Source organism: Glycomyces terrestris, from assembly GCF_003933745.1.
Lineage (GTDB): Bacteria > Actinomycetota > Actinomycetes > Mycobacteriales > Micromonosporaceae > Glycomyces > Glycomyces terrestris.
Map to the genome: position 1 here is coordinate 96,277 of NZ_RSEB01000007.1, position 16,754 is coordinate 113,030.

The 16,754-nt window shown below is 71.8% G+C and carries 14 protein-coding genes; 7 read left to right on the top strand and 7 right to left on the bottom strand.

Features of this window, described 5'->3' with window-relative positions:
• Positions 1-163: 163 nt before the first annotated feature.
• The 6 genes from EIW28_RS21720 to glnII form a co-directional block, all read right to left on the bottom strand.
• A complete protein-coding gene (locus EIW28_RS21720; RefSeq protein WP_125249816.1) occupies positions 164-1,699 on the bottom strand; it encodes a glycosyltransferase in 1,536 nt (511 codons plus the stop codon).
• Positions 1,696-3,297, bottom strand: a complete 1,602-nt coding sequence (locus tag EIW28_RS21725; RefSeq protein ID WP_158630496.1) for a glycosyltransferase family protein — start codon at positions 3,295-3,297, stop codon at positions 1,696-1,698. Before EIW28_RS21725 ends, EIW28_RS21720 begins: the two co-directional genes overlap by 4 nt.
• 48 nt (positions 3,298-3,345) lie before the next feature.
• Positions 3,346-5,184 (bottom strand): glycosyltransferase family 2 protein, encoded by a 1,839-nt coding sequence (locus EIW28_RS21730; RefSeq protein ID WP_125249818.1) that lies wholly within the window; start codon positions 5,182-5,184, stop codon positions 3,346-3,348.
• 220 nt (positions 5,185-5,404) lie between these two features.
• Positions 5,405-6,490, bottom strand: a complete 1,086-nt coding sequence (locus EIW28_RS21735; RefSeq protein ID WP_125249819.1) for a class I SAM-dependent methyltransferase — start codon at positions 6,488-6,490, stop codon at positions 5,405-5,407.
• A gap of 133 nt (positions 6,491-6,623) precedes the next feature.
• Positions 6,624-7,364, bottom strand: a complete 741-nt coding sequence (locus EIW28_RS21740) for a DUF6270 domain-containing protein (RefSeq protein ID WP_125249820.1) — start codon at positions 7,362-7,364, stop codon at positions 6,624-6,626.
• 158 nt (positions 7,365-7,522) lie between these two features.
• Positions 7,523-8,536, bottom strand: coding sequence for a glutamine synthetase (glnII, locus tag EIW28_RS21745; protein WP_125249821.1), 1,014 nt, complete (start codon positions 8,534-8,536; stop codon positions 7,523-7,525).
• 304 nt (positions 8,537-8,840) lie between these two features.
• Here glnII and EIW28_RS21750 point away from each other — a divergent pair, with 304 nt between their 5' ends.
• The 5 genes from EIW28_RS21750 to EIW28_RS21770 all read left to right on the top strand — a co-directional run bounded on the left by EIW28_RS21750 (position 8,841) and on the right by EIW28_RS21770 (position 12,046).
• Positions 8,841-9,854 (top strand): hypothetical protein, encoded by a 1,014-nt coding sequence (locus tag EIW28_RS21750; RefSeq protein ID WP_125249822.1) that lies wholly within the window; start codon positions 8,841-8,843, stop codon positions 9,852-9,854.
• 199 nt (positions 9,855-10,053) lie between these two features.
• Positions 10,054-10,425 carry a hypothetical protein gene (locus EIW28_RS21755; protein ID WP_125249823.1) on the top strand — a complete coding sequence of 124 codons (372 nt, stop codon included), beginning with the start codon at positions 10,054-10,056 and terminating at the stop codon, positions 10,423-10,425.
• Positions 10,426-10,507: 82 nt separating this feature from the next.
• Positions 10,508-10,885, top strand: a complete 378-nt coding sequence (locus EIW28_RS21760; RefSeq protein WP_125249824.1) for a hypothetical protein — start codon at positions 10,508-10,510, stop codon at positions 10,883-10,885.
• 65 nt (positions 10,886-10,950) lie between these two features.
• Positions 10,951-11,505: a hypothetical protein gene (locus tag EIW28_RS21765; protein WP_125249825.1), complete on the top strand. Its 555-nt coding sequence runs from the start codon at positions 10,951-10,953 to the stop codon at positions 11,503-11,505.
• Positions 11,506-11,551: 46 nt separating this feature from the next.
• Positions 11,552-12,046, top strand: a complete 495-nt coding sequence (locus EIW28_RS21770) for a hypothetical protein (protein WP_125249826.1) — start codon at positions 11,552-11,554, stop codon at positions 12,044-12,046.
• Between the two features lie 70 nt (positions 12,047-12,116).
• Here EIW28_RS21770 and EIW28_RS21775 read toward each other — a convergent pair whose 3' ends face one another.
• Positions 12,117-14,384 (bottom strand): glycosyl hydrolase family 95 catalytic domain-containing protein, encoded by a 2,268-nt coding sequence (locus EIW28_RS21775; protein WP_125249827.1) that lies wholly within the window; start codon positions 14,382-14,384, stop codon positions 12,117-12,119.
• A gap of 164 nt (positions 14,385-14,548) precedes the next feature.
• On the opposite strand from EIW28_RS21775, the gene EIW28_RS21780 reads away from it, so the two are divergent.
• Both EIW28_RS21780 and EIW28_RS21785 read left to right on the top strand, forming a co-directional pair.
• Entirely contained in the window at positions 14,549-15,232 is a 684-nt protein-coding gene (locus tag EIW28_RS21780; RefSeq protein WP_158630497.1) for an LPXTG cell wall anchor domain-containing protein, read from the top strand.
• Between the two features lie 235 nt (positions 15,233-15,467).
• Complete coding sequence (locus EIW28_RS21785) at positions 15,468-16,565, top strand: LPXTG cell wall anchor domain-containing protein (protein WP_125249829.1); 1,098 nt, start codon at positions 15,468-15,470, stop codon at positions 16,563-16,565.
• Positions 16,566-16,754 lie beyond the last annotated feature (189 nt).

The window sequence follows — 16,754 nt, forward strand, 5'->3', positions numbered from 1 at the left end:
ACGACGAATAAATCGGGCGACTGGGGCAAGTCGATGCTACAGCAGCGCGTCGAACATGGCGCGTTCCGAACAGGCCGGTGAACGGTGAGGGGCCCGTGCGCGGCCGGCGGGAGCCGGCCGCGCACGGGCCCGGGCGCGAAGAGGTGGGGCGGAGCGCGGCCGCTCAGGAGGGGGGCGGCACCGCGACTCCGTGGGCGCGGACCCGCCGGATGAGCGCCTCCTCGGAGAAGTGCCGGCGCACGTGCTCCAGGGCGCGGTCGCGCTGCTCGCGGTACGCCTGCGGGTCGGCGACGAGGGCCGACACCGTCGCGGCGACCTCCTCGGGCGCGCAGTAGACCGCCGCGGCGCCGAACGTCGGCTCGAAGACGCGGTCCATGACGACCGGGACGCCGGCGGCCATCGCCTCGAGCGGGGCGCGGCCGAAGGCCTCCTTGCCCTCCGAGGAGATGAAGTACACCAGGACGTCGATCTGCGACAGGAACGTGCGCGAGTCCATGGCGTTGAACTCGTACTCGACCCAGTTGTCCGGCAGGCCGCCCAGGATGCGCCGGGGGTGCTCGGCGCCGCCGAGGACGTGGATCTCGAACGGCGCGGTGTCCGGGTAGCACTGCGTCAGCGTCCGCGGGTCCTCGGGCCACTTCAGCTTGTGGTCGCGGGAGTGGCGGCCGATCCGGACCACGCCGTCCGCGGCGCGCGGCCCGTCGAGGGTCCAGCGGGCGGCGTCGATGCACTCGAACCAGGCGTCGGCCGCGAGCTTGAGGTCGGCGACCTCCTCGGCGTGGTGTTGGAGCAGCGTCTCGACCACCGTCGGCCCGGCGCCGTACCAGGTGTGGTCGCCCAGCCAGTCGCTCAGGTTCGCCTCGACGGTCGCGATGTCCCAGGCCTGCTCGCTGGGGCCCTCGGGCCCGTAGAACTTGAAGGGCGTCTGGTTGGCGATGATCACCACGGCGTCGGCCGTGAGCGCCGGCCGGTGCTCCAGCGGTTTGAGGAGCACGGTCGGCAGTCGGACGACCGCCAGGGCGCAGTGCACCCGGTCGCGGGCGTCGATGCGGACGACGCGGTCGCCGTCGATGAGCGGTTCGATCTTGTCGCTGATCGGAGTCGAAGCGCCCCAGCGGAACACCGGGTGCTGGAGCAGGCCGACCCGCAGCCCCGCGTCCCGGTAGGCGAGGATCTCGGCGGCGTTCGCCGAGGTGTTGCCCCCCGGCAGGCCGAAGTGGGAGACGATGACCACGTCGAACTCGAGGTCCCGGCCGTTGCCGGCGGTCTCGCGCTCCTCCCGGTGCCAGGCCAGCACCTCCTGGAGCAGGGCGATGCGCTCGTCCATGGGATGGGCGGTGTTCTTCGCGAGGCGGTCGGCCTCGGCCGCCGCGGTGTCCGGGAAGCCGCCGTAGAGCGCGTCGCGGACCTTGCGGGCCCGGTGCTCGAACGTGACGGCGCCCAGGCTCGGCGCGTCCTCCGCGAGGCCGCTGAGCACGGCCGCGGCCCGCTCGCGCGCCCGCATGTCGGCCGCGCCCCGGCGCAGCCGCGCCAGGTGGACGGCGGCGGCGGACGCGAGCACGGCGAGGACCGCGGCGGCGGCGCCGATCGCGGCGGCCGGCGGCAGGACCCACACGACCGCGGCCGCGACCACTGCCGCCGCGGCGGCGGTGATCGCCGTGCGGCGCTGCGAGGTGGCGGGCTGGTGGCGTCGGTTCATGCGGAGGTCCTCGCAGTCGCGGGTTCGTCGAGGTCGGCGGCGGGCGCGATCGGCGCGTCGAAGACGGCGGGATCGACGTCGATGCCGTAGCCGGCCAGGCGCTGCATGAGCGCCTGGGGCGAGAACCGCTCCCGGACCGTGCGGCGGCCGGCCTCGACCCGGGCCCGGTAGTACTCGGGGTCGTCCATCAGGCGGCGCACCTCGGCCTCGACCTCGTCGGGCCGGCAGTAGAACGCGCCCTCGCCGAAGAGCGGCTCGAAGCGGTCGGGCAGGATGCACGGCACCCCCGTCGCCATCGCCTCCAGCGGGGAGCGGCCGAACGCCTCCACGTACGCCTCGTCGGTGAAGTAGACGTACACGTCCAGCTCGCGCAGGAACTCGGACGCGTGCATCGACCCGAACGGATGGGACACCCAGTTGTCGGGGAGTGTGCCGATGATCCGCTGGACGGACTTGTGCCCGCCCATGACGTGGACCTCGATGTCGTCGCGCGCCGGGTACGCGGCCCGCATCTGGTCGGCCGCGTTGGGCCACTTGGTGATGTGGTCGCGGCTGTGCCGCCCGATGCGGATCGGCCGGTCCCCTCGCTCGGGCAGGTCGTCGCCGCGGTCCCAGCGGCGCATGTCGATCGTGTTGTACCAGGGCGCCGCGGCGACGTCGACGTGCGCGAGCTCCTCGGCGTGGTACCGGTCCAGGATGCCGAGCACGACCGGGCTGATGCCGTACCAGGTGTGGTCGCCGACCCACTCGGTGAGGTTCCGATGCACGTCGGCGATGCTCCAGGAGCGCCCGTAGCCGCCCGTGACGCCGTACTCCTCGTGCGGGGTCTGGTTGATGACGAGGATCGCGCGGTCGGCGCTGATCTGCGGCAGGTCGTCCATGAGCCGGATCATGGTGTTCGGGAGCCGGACGATCATGAGCCTGCACCGAGCCGTGTCCGCGGGCGTCAGCCGCACGACCTGCTCGTCGTCGACGAGCGCCTCGAGCTTCGGGTTGATCGGCCGGATGATGTTCCAGTTCCAGACCGGGTGGTGCAGCAGGCCCACGCGGAGCCCGGCCTCGCGGAACGCCAGGATCTCCGCCTCGTTCGACGAGGTGGTCCCGCCCGGCAGGTTCATGTTCGACACGATCACGACGTCGAAGTCGAGGTCGCGCGGCTCGCGCCGGTCCCGGCGCTCCTGCGCGTGCCATTCGCACAGGGCGCGCAGCACCTTGAGCCGGTAGCGCGGGTCCTCCTTCTTCGTCCTCGCCGTCTGGTACAGCACCGGCAGGGCCGCCTCGGACCAGCCGTTGTGCAGGCGCCCCGTCCACCGCACGTACGCCTTCTGCTTGCGGTCGGAGATCGGGCCCGAGAACTTCGGAGCCGCGGGGGCCGCCGGCGAGGGGTGGAGCGCCAGCTCCCGCGAGCGCGCCGCGGCGGCCCGCAGCCCGGAGACGGCGAGCACCGACGCGAAGACGACCACCCCGAGCAGCAGCGCCGCATAGGCCCGGCCGGGCTCCGGCGCGAACGCGGCCGCGAGCGGCAGGGCGGGCAGCAGCGCGAGCAGCGCCCAGGGCCAGCGCTTGCGCAGCCTCCTGGCGATTGACCGGAGTTTCATGGAGGGACGGGTCCTTCTGGTTGTGTGCAGGGTGGTCGACATGGGGCGCTAGCGCTGGTGCAGGCGCCGCGAGAGCTGGCGGCTCAGGCCGAGCCCGGCCACCGCGGCCGCCGCGGCGGCGCCGCCGGCCAGCACCCAGAGGGGCTCGGGGCCGGTCCAGACGGACGCGAGGGCGGCGGCGCCGGCGGCGGGGACGCCGAGGCCGACGAGGAGCCGGTCGCGGCGCCGCAGCAGGGGCCGGACGGCGGGCGCCGGGGGTCTGCGCCGCTCGGCCCGCGGCTCCTCGCCGGGTTCGACCACGCGGACGTCGGCGCCGTCGATCTCCGGGTGCTCGAAGCGGAGCAGCTCCAGGTATTCGGGGGTGGGCGCGACGAGGGAGGGGGCGACGCCGGGCCGGATGTCGGTGAAGCAGAGCCCGTGCTCGGCGGCGATCTTGAGGACGTACTCGGGGATGAGCGCGCGCCTGCCGTTCACGTCGAGCCATTCGGGGCAGTGGGCGAGCGCGACGCGCTCGCCGTTCGCCGCGGCCTCGACCGCCTCGTCGAGCATCGCCGAGCGGGTCCGGCCCGCCAGCCGCCAGTCCGCGGCGTAGACGCGGTCGTACGTGAAGGTCGCCTCGGCGCCGGGCAGCGTGAGCGAGACGCTGAGCGGGAACGGCCGCCGCACCGGGAGCGAGTCGAGGAAGGCGGGTTCGGCCTTGGCCTTGATCTGCCGGTGCCAGTGCATGAAGGCGGAGTGGTACGCGAACCGGCCGGCGCTCATCCAGGCGCGGGAGATCTCACCGGCGGAGAGGGTCTCGCCTTCGCGGCGCATGATCGTCATCGGCCGGGTGGTGACGCGGGTCCAGCTCCGCGGCCCGAACCGGCTGCGGATCCGCCGGATGAACTCGGAGTCGCCGTTCTTGCGCACCTCGTCGTAGAACCCGATGTGCTCCCGGATCGGCTCGGTGCGGAACATGACCAGGGTCGAGCGGGCGGCGATGACGTCGACCTGGGGGTCGACGACCGGCCGCAGGTCGGTGGTGGTCGACAGCGCGCAGGACTCGACGGCGACGAGCCGCGGGTCCTTGAGCATCGGCCGGACCTGGCGCTCGAGCCGGCGCGGGTGGGCCCAGTCGTCGGAGTCGAGCCCGGTGATGAAGGCGCCGTTCGCCGCGGTGATGGCCCGGTTGCGGGCCTTGTAGGTGCCGCCGTTCTCGGGCTGCACGAGCACGGTGACCCGGGGGTCGATCTCGCCGACCTCGCGGAGGACGTCGGCGTACTCGGGACCGGAGGCGTCGTCGACGACGAAGAGCTCCCAGCGCTTCCAGGACTGCGCCTGGATGGACCGCACCGCGGTCAGCAGGGCCGGTCCCGGCTGGAAGCAGGTCATGACGACCGAGATGAGCGGGCCGTTCTTCCACCCGGCCTTGGCGGTGGTGGTGAGGTTGTCGATCGTGGCCCGCGCCGGGTCGGCCGGGAGCCGGAGGTCCTCCCAGCCCGAGAGGGCCTGGAGCTCGCGTTCGAGCCGGGCGTTGCCGCCGCCGTTCGCGGGGTGGGCGGCCAGGCTCGCGATCGCCCCGCGCAGGGCCGGCGTGCAGTCCCGGTAGGCGCCCAGGAGGCGCCGCGTCTTGGCGGCGTCCCCGCTCAGATGGGCGGCGATGACGTGGAGGTCCTGGTGGGCCGGGTCGAGGCCGCCGCCGAGCCGCCGGTGCGCGAGGTCGAACAGGGCGGTGCCGCGGCGCACGTCCTCGGGTCCGCGCGGCTGGAGCACGAGCCCGGCGGCGAGCGCGCAGAGCGCCTCGAGGTTCAGCGGGACGCGCGACAGCTGCGGGAAGCGGTCGACGGAACGCCAGAAGACATCGGGATCAGTGGGATATGCGAGATATGCCAGGACTGAAAGCGACAATTTGGAACGGTGGAATTGCCCCCATTCGAAAATGGCTCCGACACCGTCGGCACTGGAGGTTTCCAGGACGCGCTCGATGAGGGCTCGCGATGCAGGGGGGTTCGGAGTGGGCATGGAGTACCGTTCGGATTCTCTGGCTGGGGAGGATTGCGAACCATCCTAACATCGGGTTCTCCGATGTGAACTCTCCGAAGGGCCGGGGGAGACCCGCTCGACCAGGTCAGAACTCGGGTTTCGGCTCGCGGCTGAGCACGATCGTGCCGTGGTCGTGGGGCAGGGAGCGGAGGCTCCAGCCCTCGAACCGCTCCGCCCAGCGCTCGCCGATCCGGTGCTCGTCGTCGCGGCGGGTGTCGTCGAGCACCACCACGGCGTCCTCCGCGAGCCGGTCGACGAGCACCGGCAGCGCGGGGTAGCGCGCCTGCGGGCCCGTCGTGCCGGGCGGGCCGTCGACCAGCAGGAGGTCGATCGGCGCGGCGGGGAGGACCGCCGGGTCGTACCAGCGCCAGGGCGCGCCTTCGACCTCCACGTCGGTCAGCGGGGCGTCGAGGACGGTCGCCCACTGGTCGAGGCCGCGCTCCTTGAGCATGGCCCGGGTGGCCTCGGCGAAGCGGGGGTCGTGCTCGAGCGCGTGCACGTGGCCGCGTCCGACGGACTTGAGCGCGTATGCGAGGACGACCGTGGTCGAGCCCGAGCCGCATTCGAGGACGCGCGTCCGCCCGTCCTCGACGACCCGGCGGTAGAGGTACCGGGCCAGGTCCGGGCCGGCCGCCCAGCCGTGGAGCGGCGGGAGCGCCCGGTCCGGCTCGATGTCCCGGTACAGGGCGGTGAGGTCTTCGATCTCGGCGTAGACCATCCGGTTCCACTCGCGCACCAGGCGGCGGGTCTTCGCGGGGAAGGAGGCGACGCCGTCGCGGACGTCGTCGAGGACCGCCGCGATCTCGGCGGTGCGGTCGCCCTCCAGGGCGAGGCGCCGGGTCTCGCCCGGGACGAGGTCGATCCGCTCCCCGAGCGCGCCGACGCGCTCGCCGAGGCGCCGCAGCGACTTCTCGTGCGACCGGTGCTGCCGGTCGAGCCCCTGCGAGAGCGACGCGACCTGTTCGGCGAGCCGCGCGAGGTCGGCGTCGCGGCGGGTCTGCCGCGCCTCGGCCCGGCGCGCCTGCCGCCACAGGACGGCGGCCGCGCCGCACAGCGACGTCGAGAGCAGCGCGTACGCGGCGAGTGCGGGCCCGCCGAGGGCGTAGCCGCCGGCCGCCGCGGCTGCGGCCGCGGCGGCCCCGATTGCGATCGTGCGGATGCGGGGGGTCATGGCCATCGCCTCACTCGTGCCCCGGGGTGGGCGGTCGGGTCGGGGGTCTTCGGCCGGTCCCGGGCGGCGGCGGGGTGTCCGATGGGGATCGGCGACGCCGCTCACGTGCCGGCGTGCCGATCCTAACGGAGTCCTAGTGCCCGACTCCCGCCACCGGGCGGACCGCCGCCCGGATCTGGGCGGCGAGGTGGTCGTGGTATTCGGGGATGAAGTGGAAGGGCTCGTGGCCCCAGCGGTTGTGCGGGTCGGGGACGCGGAGCTCGGCCGGCATGGAGATGACGGTGGCGCGCGGGCCGAGGGCGGCGATGAGGTGGTCGTAGGCCGGCGCGAGCCAGGCGTTGTGGCGCATGGACTCGTCGATGCGGCGCACCGGGGAGCCGTCGGCCTCGTGGGTGGCCCAGAAGGTGCGGTGGACGATCACCTGGTGGTCGGGGCGCAGCAGGGCCGCGAAGCGGCGGCAGGCGTCGGCGAAGGGCCCGTCGGGGCGCAGGTCGGTGTCCTCGGGGACCTTGCGGTGCCCGGGGCGGCCGAGGAAGTCCTGCTTGTAGGACTTGGTGGCGGTGACGATGCCGTGTCCGGTGTGGACCATCGGGAGGCGCTCGTCGCCGAGGTCGATCACGATCGGGTGGTTGAGCCGGGGGAGCGTCTGCGCCGCGGTCTTGCGGTGCTCGTTGAGGATCACCTGCCGGTTGAAGACGTTGTCGGTGGTGATCTCGGCCGGGTCGATCGGGGAGGGCGTGGAGACCACGCTCTGGAGGCGCGTGCGCGAGAAGTACTTGATCGGCCTGGGGAGCGGCGCGCGGCCGACGTCGGCGGCGTCGCGGGTCACGCAGGTGCCCAGGATGGAGTAGCGCAAGGTGTCGTCGGGGGTCATGGTCAGTCGCTTCCTGCCGTTGACTTTCCGAGGGTTTTTCGGTTATGACCGGATCGACCCTAGCAGAGGCGGACCCTCCCGAACCGGGGCGATCCCGGCGGGAACGCGAATGGGCGCGGCCGGAGCCGCGCCCTCTCGTCCCGTTCCGGGGAGTCCGGTCAGACCAGGCCCTTCTTCTCCAGGGCCGAGCAGACCGTGTCGACGATCTTGCCGGTCACGAGGTAGGGGTCCATGTTCGCGTTCGGGCGGCGGTCCTCGAGGTAGCCCTTCTTGTCCTTCTCGACCTGCCACGGGATGCGGATCGAGGCGCCGCGGTTGGAGACGCCGTAGGAGAACTGCGAGTAGTGGGCGGTCTCGTGGGCGCCGGTGAGGCGGTCCGCGATGCCGTCGCCGTAGACGGCGATGTGCTCGGCGGCCTTCTCGCCGAGGGCCTCGCACGCGGCGATGATGGGCTCGTAGTCCTCGCGCATCGCCTTGGTGGAGAAGTTGGTGTGGCAGCCGGCGCCGTTCCAGTCGCCCTTGGCGGGCTTGGGGTCGATCGTCGCGGAGACGCCGAACTCCTCGGCGGTGCGGTACAGCAGCCAGCGGGCGATCCACAGCGAGTCGGAGACCTCGAGGGCGGTCGCGGGGCCGACCTGGAACTCCCACTGGCCCGGCATGACCTCGGCGTTGATGCCGGAGATCGGCAGGCCGGCGGCGAGGCAGTTGTCGAGGTGCTTCTCGACGATCTCGCGGCCGAAGATCTCGTCGGCGCCGACGCCGCAGTAGTAGCCGCCCTGCGGGGCCGGGTAGCCGCCCTCGGGGAAGCCGAGCGGGCGGGAGCCGACCATGAAGGTGTACTCCTGCTCGATGCCGAACCAGGACTCCTGCGCGGCGTACTTCTCGGCCGTGGCGGCCGTGGCGGCGCGGGTGTTCGACGGGTGCGGGGTGAGGTCGATGTCGAGGACCTCGCACAGGACCAGGATGTGGTCGCCGCCGCGGATCGGGTCCGGCACGACCTTGACCGGGTTCAGCACGCAGTCCGAGGTGTGGCCCTCGGCCTGGTTGGTGCTGGAGCCGTCGAAGCCCCAGATCGGCGGCTCTTCGCCGGCTCCGAGGATCTTGGTCTTGGAACGCAGCTTGGCCGTCGGCTCGGTGCCGTCGATCCAGATGTACTCGGCTTTGATCGCCATCAGGTAGGAGCCCTTCTTCATAAGCGGTCCAGCTCAGGGCCTCCGACCGGAACGGAGGTGGTGCGCGGTCGAGCCTCGGGCTGTGCTGCCACGCTCCCAAACAGCAATTTCCCGTTCGTTGATCACTTGTAAACAGTGTGTTAACCGGTGCTGTGCGTGAGCAGCGAGGGGCTGTGAGTCCCTCTCGCCCTATTTCGAGGCAGAAAATATGCTTCACCCCGTATCCCCGGTTGGTCCGGTCTCGTTCTTACCAGTGCGAGCGGCGAGGCCGCTCGCGCTCAGGTTCAGGACGACGGGGGAGACGATGGGACGCATCGCGGACGGCAGCGGGGTCACTCGCCGCCTCAGCGTGCCCCGGTTCCTCCTCGGCGCCGCGCTCACAGCATTCGGCTCCCTGCTCTTGGGAGCCTTCGCCATGGCGACGTCCGCTTGGGCATCAGACGATTCCGCAGCATCGCAGGGCCTTGCCGCGATGACCGATCCCCTCTCCGCAGAGGTGTCCGACATGTCGCGCCTGGCCGCGCGACTGGTCCCGCAGAACCAGCAGGGACATCGGACGCCGGCGGAGCCAGGGGAGGTCACGGGGCTGGTGTCGGGCCTGGCCGAGCCGATGGGATCGCTGGTGGACGAGACGGACGAGACCGTGCACCGCATGCTGCCGACCGGCGCCGGACCCGGCTTGCTCGACCTGGACGACAAGTCCGTCGGAGACGGCACCGCCGAAGTGGTGGCACCGCTGGTGGGAACCCTCGTGCAGGGAACGGCGTCCATTGCGGACCGCCCCGCCCCCGTGGTGTCCGGTGTCTACAAGACTGTCGCGCCCCCGACCGATCAGGTCGGCGACCTGGCGCGACTGGTGACCGATGGCCTGCGTCTCGGCGACGCGACGACGCCCGGGAGCGTCCTCGCCGCTGCCGCAGGACAGCCGAGCTTCACCACGCTTGCGGCGAATGCCGACTCCAGCGAGGTGGCGGCGGCGCTCACAGGAGCGCCCAGCGGCCGGCCGGCCGCCGCCTTCGAGTGCTCCGCAGCCGATCAACTGCGGGGGGCGGACCGTTCCGAGGTCGAAGAGGTGCGCGGCACGCCGCGCACCGCCGCACAGCCGTGGAGGCACCACGGCCCCGCGCTTCCGGACCTGAAGATCATCCCCGGTGGAGCCACTGGCTCGACCGCCGGTGTCAGCGTCGACAGCGGTCACAACGCTGTCTGCGTCTCCCCGTCCGCCGCGGGGGAAGAGGTGTCACTCTCCCGCACGGTGATCGGGGAATTGGGGCGGCCGCTGGACCGCGCCGCCGAGCTGTCCGTCGCCCCAGACTAGCGCCGCCGCGCGTCGGGGCGCGGGAAACGAAGGCCGCCTTCGAAACTCCCACCGGTTGCAGTGCTTGCGAATCCGCATCCCAGTGCACTCCGGCGCCCCGACGCGCGGCAGGCCGTCGCCGTCGCCTCCGCAGAGGCGGGGATTTCAACGAAAGCCGCCCGAGTCATCGGGTGCACAACCCAGAAGGAAACCGCAACTCATGCGCAAGGTTCTCACCGTTGCCGCCGTCGCCGCCGGCGCCGCCGCCATCTCCGCCGCCCCCGCGATGGCGGGCGGCAACAACTCGGGCGTCACCGCCGGCCCGGTCAGCCTGGTGAACATCGACGCCTCGAGCGCCGCCCACTGGCAGATCTGCGGCCAGAACGTGCTGGCCCAGTCCTTCAACCAGAACTGCGACAACCGCGACCACATCGGCCCCGGCCCGCAGTCCGGCGTGACCCCCGGCGACGTCTCCGCCGCGAACCTCGACGTCTCGAGCGCCGCGCACTGGCAGATCTGCGGCCAGAACGTGCTCGTGTCGCCGTCGCTCAACCAGCAGTGCAAGAACTACGACCACCTGAACGAGCACTAGAGCTTCCCGGTCCGGGCCGCCGCTGCGGCGGCCCGGACCGCGGGACAACCAAGAAATCCGAAAGAGAACGGGGAAACAAACAATGCGCAAGGCTCTCGCCGTCACCGCCGCTGCCGCCGGTGCGGTCGCCGCTCTCGGCTCCGCCGGCACCGCCATGGCCCAGAACTCGGGCGTCTGGGCGGGCCCGGTCAGCCTGGTGAACATCGACGCCTCGAGCGCCGCCCACTGGCAGATCTGCGGCCAGAACGTGCTCGCGCAGTCCTTCAACCAGAACTGCGACAACCGCGACCACATCGGCATGGGCCCGCAGTCCGGCGTGCAGGCGGGCGACGTGTCGCTCGGCAACCTGGACATCTCGGACGCCGCCCACTGGCAGATCTGCGGCCAGAACGTCGGCGTCTCGCCGTCGCTCGACCAGCAGTGCAAGAACTACGACCACCTGACCCACGCGGCCGAGTAATTCGACCGGGGGCGGGCCCCAGTGCCTGTGGGCCCGCCCCGTCACTTCACGAAAGGAACTATCACATGCGCAAGGTTCTCGCCGTCACCGCCGCCGCTGCCGGCGCCGTCGCCGCCCTCGGTGCGGCTTCGCCCGTCATGGCCGCGGCCTCCGGCGTCAACGCCGGACCGGTCTCCCTGATCAACATCGACGCCTCCGACGCGGCGCACTGGCAGATCTGCGGGCAGAACATCCTGACCCAGTCGTACGACCAGAACTGCGACAACCGCGACCACTTCGGTGAGGACCAGGGCTCCGGCGTCAACGCCGGCGACGTGTCCCTCGCGAACGTGGACGCCTCGAGCGCCGCGCACTGGCAGATCTGCGGCCAGAACGTGCTCGCGCAGTCGTTCGACCAGGTCTGCGACAACCGCGACCACTACGGCGACAACGCGGGCTCCGCGGTGAACGCCGGCCAGGTCTCGGCCGCCAACCTCGACGCCTCGAGCGCCGCCCACTGGCAGATCTGCGGCCAGAACGTCGCGGTCGCGCCGTCGTGGAACCAGCAGTGCCTCAACGCCGACCACGTCACCGACGACGGCGACGGCCCCGACAAGGGCCACGACCAGGGCGACTACTAGACCAGTAGCACCGCCCCCGGTTTGGTCGAGAGAAGAGTAGAGGAACATGCGGAACACCACCATGGTGGCGGTCTCGGCCGCTGCGGCCGCCGCGGCGGCGGCGCTCACCGGAGGGGCCGCCCAGGCGTCCACTCCGGACTGGCTTACGGTCGCCACCGTGGAGTCCGAGCACGACTCGGTACTGCCCGGTGTCTGCGAGGCCGACGGCGTGGGCACCCTCGCCGACACGGCCTGCGACACCGTCCTCGGCTCGCCTTCGGCGGCCGAGACCCAGGCGCTTCCGGAGCTCCCCGAGGGCTACGGGGGCATGCCGTCGCTCGCGAACGTCGACCTGCGGAACTTCTCGAAGTTCAAGATCTGCGGGATCACCGTCGCGGGCGAGTCGCGGGATGCCACCTGCGACAACTCGATCGAGGGCCCGAGGGAGCCGGTGGGACCCGGAAGCGGGGTCTCGCTGGTGAACGCCGACACCACCGGCGCCTTCCAGTGGCAGGTCTGCCAGATCAACGTCGGGCAGACGCCGGTGGCGGGCGACTGCTAGCCGCCGCGATCGACCTTCGTACCCAAGCGGCCGGAGTCCGAGAGGACTCCGGCCGCTCCCCTATGCTCTATTACTCTGCGCCGCTTCGAATCCCGTGCGTCCACGGGACGCCGGCCGCGAGCGCGACCTCCTGCCCCAGCACCCGCACGGCCGTGTCGACGCGCGAGACGAGCGCGAGCTCGCGGACCTCGCCGCCGCGCCAGACCAGCCGCTCGACGGTCACCCCGCCGCGGGCCCGCAGGCCGCGCACCTCCCCGTCCGGCCAGGCGCTCGGGAGCGCCGGGAGCAGTTGGAGGACCGGCACGCCGTCGACGGTGCGGTGCGACTGCACGAGCATCTCGGCGATCGCCGCGGTCGTCCCGAAGTTCCCGTCGATCTGGAACGGCGGGTGCGCGCACAGCAGCGAGGTGTAGACGCCGCCGTCCGCGTACTCCGCGCCCGCGCCGCGGAACCCGACCGGCGTGAGGAACTCGCCGAGGAGCTTGTGCGCCCGGTCGCCGTCGCCGAGGCGCGCCCACAGCGCGGTCTTCCACGCGAGGGACCAGCCGGTGCCGGCGTCGCCGCGCGCTTCGAGGCTCTTGCGGGCCGCGTCCAGCAGCTCGGGGGAGTCGGCGAAGGAGTCGCCGGGGAAGACCCCGTACAGGTGCGAGACGTGGCGGTGGTGCGGCTCGGACTCCTCGCGCTCGTCGGCCCATTCGAGGAGGCGGCCGTCGGCGCCGATCTTGGGTCCGGCCAGGCGCGGCAGCGCCTCCTGAATGCGCTTGACGAGCTGGAGGTCCTCGCCGTGGAGGGTCTCGGCGACGACGTCGGCGGCCTCGACGACGAACGCGAACAGCTCGCGCACGAGCGCCGCGTCCATCCCGGTCGACTCGTCGATCGCCGAGTTCCCCTGCGGGGTGACGAACTCGTTCTCGGGGCTGGAGGCCGGGTTCGTGACGAGCGTGCCGTCGCTGCCCTCCGAGAGGCGGTCGTACGCGAAGCGGGCCGCGCCGAGGACGGCCGGGAGGCGGTCGGCGAGGAACTCCTCGTCGCGCCCGAACCGCCAGTGCTCGGCGATGTGCATCGAGAGCCACAGCCCGCCCATGGGCCAGGCCTGCCAGCAGGCGCGGCCGTCGACCGGGGTGGTCAGGCGCCAGTAGTCGGTGTTGTGGTGGCAGCACCAGCCGCCCGCGTCGTACATCCGCCGCGCGGTCTCGGCGCCGGTGACCGCGAGCCCGTCGACGAGGTCGAACAGCGGCTCGTGGAACTCAGGCAGGCCGCAGGTCTCGGCGGGCCAGTAGTTCATCTCGACGTTGATGTTGGTGGTGTAGTCGCAGTTCCACGGCGGCGTGACCTGGTCGTTCCAGATGCCCTGGAGGTTCGCGGCCTGCGTGCCGGGCCGCGAGGACGCGGCCAGGAGGTAGCGGCCGAACTGGAAGGCGAGCACCGCCAGGCCCTCGTCGGACTCCCCCGAGGCGCGGCGGCGCAGCCGCTCGGCGGTCGAGCCCTCGGCGGCGGGCGCCGAGCCGAGTTCCAGGGCGACGCGGTCCATCACGTCGCGGTGGGCCGCGAGGTGGTCGTCGAGCAGGGCCTGCCAGCCGGTCGCGGCCGCGCGGCGGGCGTCGCCCTGCGCCCGTTCGAGGGCCGCGGCCCCGTCGAAGTCGGAGTGGAGCGCGAGGTAGACCTCGACCTCGCGGCAGCCGGTGAAGCGGTGCCCGGCGGTCGCGGGCGTCAGCTCGCCGTCGCAGCGCAGCTGCGCGTTCAGGCCGAGGCGGCGCACGCCCTCGACGCTGGCGTAGTCGATCCCGCCGCCCTTGTGGATGGTCGAGGGGGCGTGCCCGGTGACGCTCAGCTCGTCGTAGTCGGCGGAGGTGGCGCCGCCCTCGTGCGGCCACGCGAAGTCCAGGGCGAGGTCGAACGGCTCGGCCGCGCTCCAGCGGATCGCGATGACGCCGTAGGCGACCGAGGCGAACACCTCCTGGCGGACCCGGCCGCGCACGGTGGTCGCGACGCCGTCGCGCAGGTCGAGTTCGCGGTGCTCGGGCCCGGCGTCGTCGGAGTGGACCGCGGTGAACGCGCCCGCGGGCTGGTACGCCTGGGTGCTCGGGCCCTGAAGTCTCGTGAGGAGCTGGTCGGCGGCGAAGAACTCGCCGCGGCGCACGAGTTCGGCGGCCTCGGCGGCGATCCCCTCGACGCCGTCGGGGACGCCCTTGTTGCCGTCCCCCGACCAGAAGCCGTCCTCGTTCAGCTCGATCCGGTTCCCGACCAGCATCGCCCCGACCCGGCCGTTCCCCAGGGGAAGGCCCTCGTGCCAGGCGGCGGCAGGACTGTCATAGCTCAGCTTCAATGCTTGCGGCATGCCGATATCCTATAGGATCTACGATCCTGCTCGGCCGCGGTCGCACCGCCATCGTCATGGAATCGTGATGCAACTTCTCTTTTGCGGTGCGCGTGATCTGAATGCCCATCACGAATCCGGCACATTCGTTTCCCTTGGCAGACGGAATACGGAGCTTTCCAACCGTGGAATTCAAGCAGCCCTTCTCATCCCTTCGCCTCGCCGCGGCCGCCGGCGTCGTCGGCGCGCTCGCCTTCGCCGCCCCGGCCCACGCCGAGGTCGTGACCATCCCCATCAACCCGGGCAACGTCCCCACGACCGCCGCCGACCATGAGGACCAGTCCTGCGACAACCTGCCCGACGACCTCGGCGAGAACGTCGACGGCTGGGTCTTCGTGCTTCCCGCATCCGCCGGGGCCGAAGGGAACTTCCTCTACATCATCGCCGAGTTCGAGGACGAGAACGGCGACACCGTGTACTACGACACGGATGCCGACGGCGGGATCGTCTCCGGCTCGGGCGACAACAAGGCGTACATCATCACGCCCGCCGGCCTGACCCTGGTCGGCGCCGAGGCCGAGGTGAACGACCCCGATGAGGGCGCGGACTTCAACCTCACGCACGCCTGCGCCGGCACCCCCGGCGAGGAGCCCTCAAGCCCCGGTGAGGAGCCCTCGTCCCCGAGCGAGGAGCCGACCTCGCCCGGCGAGGAGACCCCGAGCGGCGAGGAGTCGACCACGCCCGGCACGACCCTGCCCACCACCGGCACCCCGCTGACCATCGCCCTCGTCTCCGCCGCGGCCCTGGCCGCGGGCGGCGCCGCGCTGTTCATGATCATGCGCCGCCGCCGCGAGGCCCAGGACTGGTAGGTCCAGGCACCTGAGAACGGCGTCCCCGGGGCCGAGCCCCGGGGACGCCGTCGTCTTTCGCCGATTTCGCGGTGGATTGGCAGGTCAGCCGTTCGGACGAATTCCGGAACCATCCGTTCGGAGCGCAACTGCCGCGCCCCCGCCTGCGTGATCATCTCGCCAGCGCCTGGCCCAAGGCGCAGTCGATACCCGGCACGTTCGACACCTCCGACCACCCATCACGGAGCGCAGTCCTTTGAGATTCACACGCCGACAGAAGGCCGCCGGCGCCGCGGCGGCCGCCGGCCTGGCGGGAGCCGTCGCGCTCGCCTTCGCCGTCCCCGCGCTGGCGGGGAACACCGAGACCATCGACATCAACCCGGGCAACGTGCCGACGACCGCCGCGGACTTCGAGGACCAGTCCTGCGACCAGATCCCGGGCGAGACCGAGGACTGGCTCGACGGCTGGGTCTTCGTCCTGCCCTCCTCGGTCGGCGCCGACGGGAACTTCCTCTACATCGAGGCCGTCTTCCAGGACGAGGACGGCAACACCCTGCGCTACAACACCGACGACGACGGCGGGATCGTCTCCGGTTCGGGCGACAACAAGGCGTACATCATCACTCCCGCCGGGCTCACGCTCATCGACGCCGCAGCCGACATCAAGCGGGACGAGGAAGAGGACAAGGGCAAGGGCGGCAACGGGAACGGGAACGGTGGCGGCAACGACCGCGACTACTTCAACCTGACCCACGCCTGCCCGGCGACCGAGGAGCCCCCGGGGGAGGAGACCCCGAGCGAGGACCCGACCAGCTCGTCCGAGGAGACCACTTCCGAGGAGGAGACGACTTCGGAGGAAGAGACGACCTCTGAGGAGGAGACCACCTCGGAGGAAGAGACGACCTCTGAGGAGGAGACCACTTCCGAAGAGGAGACCACCTCTGAGGAAGAGACGACTTCGGAAGAGGAGACCACTTCCGAAGAGGAGACGACCTCAGAGGAGGAGACGACTTCGGAGGAAGAGACCACCTCTGAGGAGGAGACCACTTCCGAGGAGGAGACGACCTCGGAAGAAGAGACGACCTCCGAGGAGGAGACCACTTCCGAAGAGGAGACGACCTCGGAAGAAGAGACCACCTCCGCCGAGGAGTCGTCGAGTCCGGCCGCGTCCAGCCCGGCGCCGTCCCAGACCAGCTCCGCCCCTGGCGCTCCGGCCACGTCGCCGGCCGGGTCGGCGCTGCCGACGACCGGTTCGTCGCTCACGTACATCCTGGTCGGGGCCGCGGTCGCGGTGCTCGCGGGGATCGTGATCATGGTGGTCATGCGCCGCCGCACCGAGGCCGACGAGGAGTAGGCGGGCGCGGGCGCGGGCTCCGAAAAAATCCTGGCCCGTTATCCAACCGTTATGCAACCGCACAAGACGCCGCCGCGTTTAGCAGTTGTCTCAGGGCAGGGAGCCCGGCGCGTTCGCACCGGGACGAGACCTCCGAACTACCGCCCGCTGCTTGACGGTGCGGTCCTTGTCGAGCCCCCGGAATCCTGC